This window comes from Ruegeria sp. YTSA226, assembly GCF_059609905.1.
Map to the genome: position 1 here is coordinate 88,850 of NZ_JBXWMQ010000015.1, position 6,185 is coordinate 95,034.

The 6,185-nt window shown below is 55.0% G+C and carries 3 protein-coding genes; 2 read left to right on the forward strand and 1 reads right to left on the reverse strand.

Annotation, left to right across the window (positions count from 1 at the left end):
* The first annotated feature begins 81 nt into the window (after nt 1–81).
* Nucleotides 82–654, forward strand: coding sequence for a TetR/AcrR family transcriptional regulator (locus AC2FFF_RS16410; protein WP_281973600.1), 573 nt, complete (start codon nt 82–84; stop codon nt 652–654).
* Nucleotides 655–755: 101 nt separating this feature from the next.
* Nucleotides 756–3,173: a DNA topoisomerase (ATP-hydrolyzing) subunit B gene (gene gyrB / locus AC2FFF_RS16415; protein ID WP_142638216.1), complete on the forward strand. Its 2,418-nt coding sequence runs from the start codon at nt 756–758 to the stop codon at nt 3,171–3,173.
* 213 nt (nt 3,174–3,386) lie between these two features.
* Here gyrB and AC2FFF_RS16420 read toward each other — a convergent pair whose 3' ends face one another.
* Nucleotides 3,387–6,125, reverse strand: a complete 2,739-nt coding sequence (locus tag AC2FFF_RS16420) for a type I restriction endonuclease subunit R (RefSeq protein ID WP_496882996.1) — start codon at nt 6,123–6,125, stop codon at nt 3,387–3,389.
* Nucleotides 6,126–6,185: the final 60 nt, after the last annotated feature.

Below are 6,185 nucleotides of genomic sequence, written 5' to 3' on the forward strand. Positions count from 1 at the left end.
GATGTCTGAGTCGGAAATAGTCTTTCTTGAGCGATCACTCAAGTATATATTTGAGTGACCGTTCAAGAATTGGTGATGTCGATGCCCCGCAAACCTGCCTATGACCGAGACGCGCTGATCGCGCAGGCCCGCGACATATTCTGGCGCCATGGCTGGGCCGGGACGTCGTTGAAGGATCTGGAGCGCGAGCTGAAGTTGAAGCCAGGCAGTTTCTATGCGGCCTTTGGGTCAAAAGACGCGCTTTATGCGATGGCGCTGGAACGTTACACGCAGGACGGTGTAGCGCGGCTGACAGCGCTGGCAGAAGACATCGGGCCGCTGGCCGCGTTAAAGACGCAGCCGCAGATTGTGATCGATTCCAGCCAAACGCCGGTGCAGGCCTGTATGCTCGCCAAGACCTTTGCCGAATTGCAGGCAAGGGATCACCAGCTAGCGCAGAAAGCCAGCCGGCATATGGCTGAGATGAAGCAATGTTTTGCAACGCTGTTTAGGCAGGCGCAACAGGCCCGAGAGATCGGTCCTGACCACGATCCAGAGCGGCTTGCGGCGCGCTATCAATCCGACCTGTTGGGCCTGCGATTGTCCGCTGAACGCAGAGACGTCGACGCCAAGGAAATCGCCGCAGATATCGCCGCAGACCTCGATCAGCTTTGATCGGCTGAAAATCCAAACTCTGGCACAAAATATTGGGGGATCGCGTGACATTCCCCACCAGAGAACGTATAAGTTACCAAAATAATATAGGTACTAACGGCATGTCCGAAGACGCACAGGCACCGCAAGAATACGGCGCGGATTCAATCAAGGTTCTCAAAGGCTTAGAGGCAGTTCGAAAGCGCCCAGGCATGTATATCGGCGACACCGATGATGGCTCGGGTCTGCACCATATGGTGTATGAGGTTGTCGACAACGGAATTGACGAAGCTCTGGCCGGTCATGCCGACCATGTGACAGTGAAAATTCACGCCGATTCCAGCGTCTCAGTCAGCGACAACGGTCGCGGAATTCCGGTGGATATCCATCACGAAGAAGGCGTGTCCGCCGCCGAGGTCATCATGACCCAGCTGCATGCGGGCGGTAAGTTCGACAGCAACTCGTACAAAGTGTCTGGTGGTCTGCACGGCGTGGGCGTTTCGGTTGTGAATGCGCTGTCCAACTGGTTGGAACTGCGCGTCTGGCGCAACGGAAAAGAACATGTCGCCCGGTTCGAAGGGGGCGAAACCGTCGAGCATCTGAAAGTGGTCGGCGAATGTGGCGACCGTACGGGGACCGAGGTGCGCTTTCTGGCCTCGACCGATACGTTCTCGAACCTCGAATACTCGTTCGAGACGCTGGAAAAGCGCCTGCGCGAGCTTGCCTTCCTGAATTCGGGTGTGCGGATCATCCTGGTCGACGAACGCCCCGCAGAACGGCTGGAAACTGAGCTGTTTTATGAGGGCGGCGTGAAGGAATTCGTCAAATACCTCGATCGATCAAAGTCGTCTGCCATGCCCGAGCCGATCTATATCAAGGGTGAGCGGGACGATATCGGTGTCGAAATCGCGATGTGGTGGAATGACAGCTATCACGAGTCAGTTCTTCCCTTTACTAACAACATCCCTCAGCGCGATGGCGGTACTCATATTGCGGGTTTCCGGGGTGCGCTGACCCGCACGATCAACAACTATGCCCAATCCAGCGGCATTGCAAAAAGGGAAAAGGTCAGCTTTACGGGCGATGACGCGCGCGAGGGCCTGACCTGCGTGTTGTCGGTCAAAGTACCGGATCCAAAGTTTTCCTCACAGACCAAAGACAAGCTGGTCAGTTCCGAGGTCCGCCCGGCGGTCGAAGGGATGGTGAACGAGAAGCTGGCTGAATGGTTTGAGGAAAACCCAAATGAAGCCAAAATCATCGTGGGCAAAATCATCGAGGCTGCTCTGGCCCGTGAAGCCGCACGAAAAGCCCGTGAACTGACCCGCCGCAAAACGGCGATGGATGTGAACTATCTGGCCGGCAAGCTGAAGGATTGTTCCGAGAAGGACCCGTCAAAGACCGAAGTTTTCCTGGTCGAGGGGGACTCGGCTGGTGGCTCGGCTCAGACGGGGCGGGATCGTTTGACACAGGCCGTGTTGCCGCTGCGTGGGAAAATCCTGAACGTGGAGCGTGCACGGTTCGACCGGATGCTGTCGAGCCAGGAAATCGGCAATCTGGTAATGGCGCTGGGCACGGGCATTGGCCGCGATGAGTTCAATATCGAAAAGCTGCGCTACCACAAGATCGTTATCATGACGGATGCGGATGTGGATGGTGCACATATCCGGACGCTGTTGTTGACCTTCTTCTTCCGGCAGATGCCAGAGCTGATCGAGGGCGGATACCTGTATATCGCGCAGCCGCCGCTTTATAAGGTCGCGCGCGGTAAGTCCGAGGTGTATCTGAAAGATCAGGCGGCATTGGATGACTACCTGATCAATCAGGGCGTCGAGGGTGCGGTGCTGAAACTGGGTTCGGGCGAGGAATTGTCCGGCCAGGACTTGGCGCGCGTGGTTGACGAAGCGCGCCAGCTGAAACGCGTTCTGGATGCATTCCCGACGCACTATCCGCGCCACATTCTGGAACAGGCCGCCGTGGCCGGTGCCTTTGTCCCCGGTGCGGTTGATGCCGATCTGCAAGGCGTGGCCGACAAGGTCGCAGCCCGTCTTGACCTGATCGCATTGGAATACGAACGTGGCTGGCAGGGTCGGATCACGCAGGATCACGGCATCCGCCTGGCTCGTATTCTGCGCGGCGTTGAAGAGGTGCGTACGCTGGACGGCCCGATGCTGCGCTCGGGCGAAGCGCGCAAGACCGGCAGCTTTACCCAAAGCCTGCAGGAAATCTATAACACATCCGCAACCCTGATCCGCCGCGACCGGTCGCAGGCCATCCACGGTCCGCTGGATCTGTTGCGTGCCATTCTGGAAGAGGGTGAAAAGGGCCTGTCCCTGCAGCGCTATAAGGGACTGGGCGAGATGAACCCAGATCAGCTGTGGGAAACCACGTTGGACCCGGATGCACGGACGCTGTTGCAGGTGCGGGTGAATGATATGCTCGAAGCTGATGACCTGTTTACTAAATTGATGGGCGATGTCGTGGAACCGCGCCGTGAATTTATACAGAAAAATGCTCTGAGCGTCGAAAATCTGGACTTCTGAATTTTTGTAGGGACGCGCACAAACCTGCACGAACCCCATAAGTTTGCATGATTTGCGCATTAGTTTGCGCGATTTCAACTCAGAAGTGCATAATGCCGACGCCATTTCTTCTATTGGGTGAGCCTTGAGTTCTAAACTTAAAGCAAGGATAGAGTTGCAGGTGTGTGCTTCCGGTGGGCTTTGCGCATTGGTGAGCGCAACAGACCACTAGGTTTATCCTACAGGTCTGTGGTCTCCTGACTTTAGAACCTGTTCCATCATGCGCATGAGAGCTTCGTGAAGACCTGATTTGAAATCGTCATCTGAGGCGTACTTCTTGTAAAGGTCGATTTCTCGCCGACGTTCGTTGCGCATTGCTTTTTCAAATAGTGCTTCACTGGCGATGCGTCGGTTTTGTTCGTCAGGGTTGGATACAACCTTGTTCTGAAATGCAGGGTCGCTCATTGCGTGGTTGAGGATGTTGATCAGCTTGATTCTTTGCTCCTCCGGTGTCGCATCCCAACCATTGAAATAGCGTTCGTTGAAGGCGGCTACGATCATGTCTAAAGGGTCTTTTTCTGGGTCATCGTGACCACCTCGGGGATTTGGATTTGGCGGAACAATCTCACTGCCAGAGTCATCCAGGCCGATAGTATGACCAATCTTCACCCGTTCCAGACCGTAGGTAGTTAGATCGACACTCTCCATGAGACCATCAATTTCATCCTGATCTTTGTCTTTGACCTTCATTTCAGGGATGAGGAACTTCAGGAACCAGTGCAACATCTCCCAGTCCGCATTTTCAAACGGGATGATGCAGGCCACCTGGGCGTAGATTTTCACGAACTGTTTGGCCTTGATCTTGATGTCGATCTTCTCGTCATCTTCAAGTTCATCAAACCGGCCAGCCGCAGTATCAAGGATCGGCGATAACTGATCCGCCTCGACACCCTCAAAGAATAATTCATTGAACTGAACGACTTCGTCCCACTCATAGATGCCCGTGTCATCAAGGTGATCCTTCAGATCATGCAGGACGTTCACGTCGGTCGGCTGGCTCAAGGCCGTTGAGGTGTAGAACGGATCGAACGCATCCTTGATGTCCTCAACCGTGTTGTGGAAATCGAGGATGAAGGTCTCTTCCTTACCCAGCTTTTTGTTGGACCGGTTGAGCCGTGACAGGGCCTGTACCGCCAATACGCCCTGCAATTTCTTGTCCACATACATGGTGGTGAGCATCGGCTCATCAAAGCCCGTCAGGAACTTGTTGGCCACGACAAGGATGCGGTACTCGTCGTCTTTGAACTTTTTGGCGATATCGTTGCCTGGGAAGCCGTTCAGGCTGTCCTCAGTGTGCTCCACGCCATCCACCAGCTTCTTGCCGGTAAAGGCCACCACGGCCTTGTAGGGGCTCCCTGCGGCATTCAGGGCCTCTCTGATCGCCAGGAAGTACCGAATGGCAGACTCGATGTTGCGGGTGACCACCATGGCCCGTGCCTTGCCCTTCAGCTTCTTGGGCCGAACCACGTTGTCGCGGAAGTGGTCGAGCATAATCGCAGCTTTGGTCTTGATCGTGTCAGGATGTGCCTCGACATAGGCCCGCAGCTTCCCTTGGGCTTTCTTGGTGTTGAACTCCGGGTTGTCCTCGATGGATTTCTGAAGCTCATAGTAGCTCTTGTAGGTTGTGTAGTTCTTCAGCACATCGAGGATGAACTGTTCCTCAATTGCCTGCTTCATCGAATACAGATGGAACGGTACGAACTTTCCCTCGGCGTTCTGCCGACCAAATCGTTCCAGGGTGGTGTTCTTAGGTGTAGCCGTGAAGGCAAAAAACGAGGCATTGTTGCCCATCTTCCGGCGGGCCATGGCCACCAGGATTTTGTCTTGCAGGTCTTCTGGCTCTTCCTCGTCACCACCACCGCTGATTGCTTCGTTCATCTTGTCAGCGGCACTCCCGGATTGGGAGGAATGGGCCTCGTCGATGATCACCGCGAACTTACGGTCGGAGAGATCGGCGATGCCATCTAAAATCCAAGGGAATTTCTGGATCGTGGTGATGATCAGCTTCTTGCCGTTCTCTAGCGCTTTTTTCAACTCAGCCGAGTCGTAGGCGTGGGCGACGACGTTCTTCACCTCTGAGAACGCCCGGATGTTGTCCTTCAACTGCTTGTCCAGTACCCGCCGGTCTGTGACGACAATCACGCTATCGAAGATGTTGGCAGTGCCATCGGCATTATAGGTCTCGATCAACTGATACCCGAGCCAGGTGATGGAGTTCGACTTACCCGATCCCGCAGAGTGCTGGATCAGATACCGCTGACCAACGCCATTGGATTTCACATCGTTCAGCACCTGCCGCACCACGTCCAACTGGTGGTAACGAGGGAAGAAGAGGGTCTTGGTCTTCTTGCCGGTCTCCTTGTTCTCTTCTTCCACCATCTTAGCAAAGTGCTCGATGATGTTGGTGAGGGATCGCTTCTCCAGCACCTCTTCCCAAAGGTATGCGGTCTTGTGGCCCGTTGGGTTGATCGGGTTGCCCTTGCCGTGGCCATCACCTTTGTTGAACGGCAGGAAGAATGTGCTCTTACCTGCCAGCTTGGTGGCCATCGACACATCATGGGTATCCACGGCGAAATGCACCAGACAGCGACCAAATTCGAACAGCGGCTCACGGTGGTTCCGGTCCTGGTACTGCTTGCGGGCGTGATGGACGTTTTGGCCCTTCCACGGCTGCTTTAACTCCATGGTCACGATGGGCAGACCGTTGATGAACAGCACCATATCGACCGAGTCCATCGGCGTGGCGTTGGAGAAATGTACCTGCCGTGTGACCGAGAAGATGTTGGCGCCAAACAGCCGCTCTACCTCGGGGTTCAGGGTGTTGTAGGGCAGACGGTAAAGCAACTTGAGATGGGCACTCTCAACGCTCAAGCCCTTCTTCAGGACGGTGAGGATCCTGTCTGACGTCAGCACCTACCGGATAGATTTAGGGTTTGAGCAACGGAGGATTTCTGGTTCATCGAAGCCATTATG

Excerpts from the sequence above, each read along its gene's own strand:
- AC2FFF_RS16410 (WP_281973600.1), top strand. The coding sequence starts at position 82 with ATGCCCCGCAAACCTGCCTATGACCGAGACGCGCTGATCGCGCAGGCC.
- gyrB (WP_142638216.1), top strand. The coding sequence starts at position 756 with ATGTCCGAAGACGCACAGGCACCGCAAGAATACGGCGCGGATTCAATC.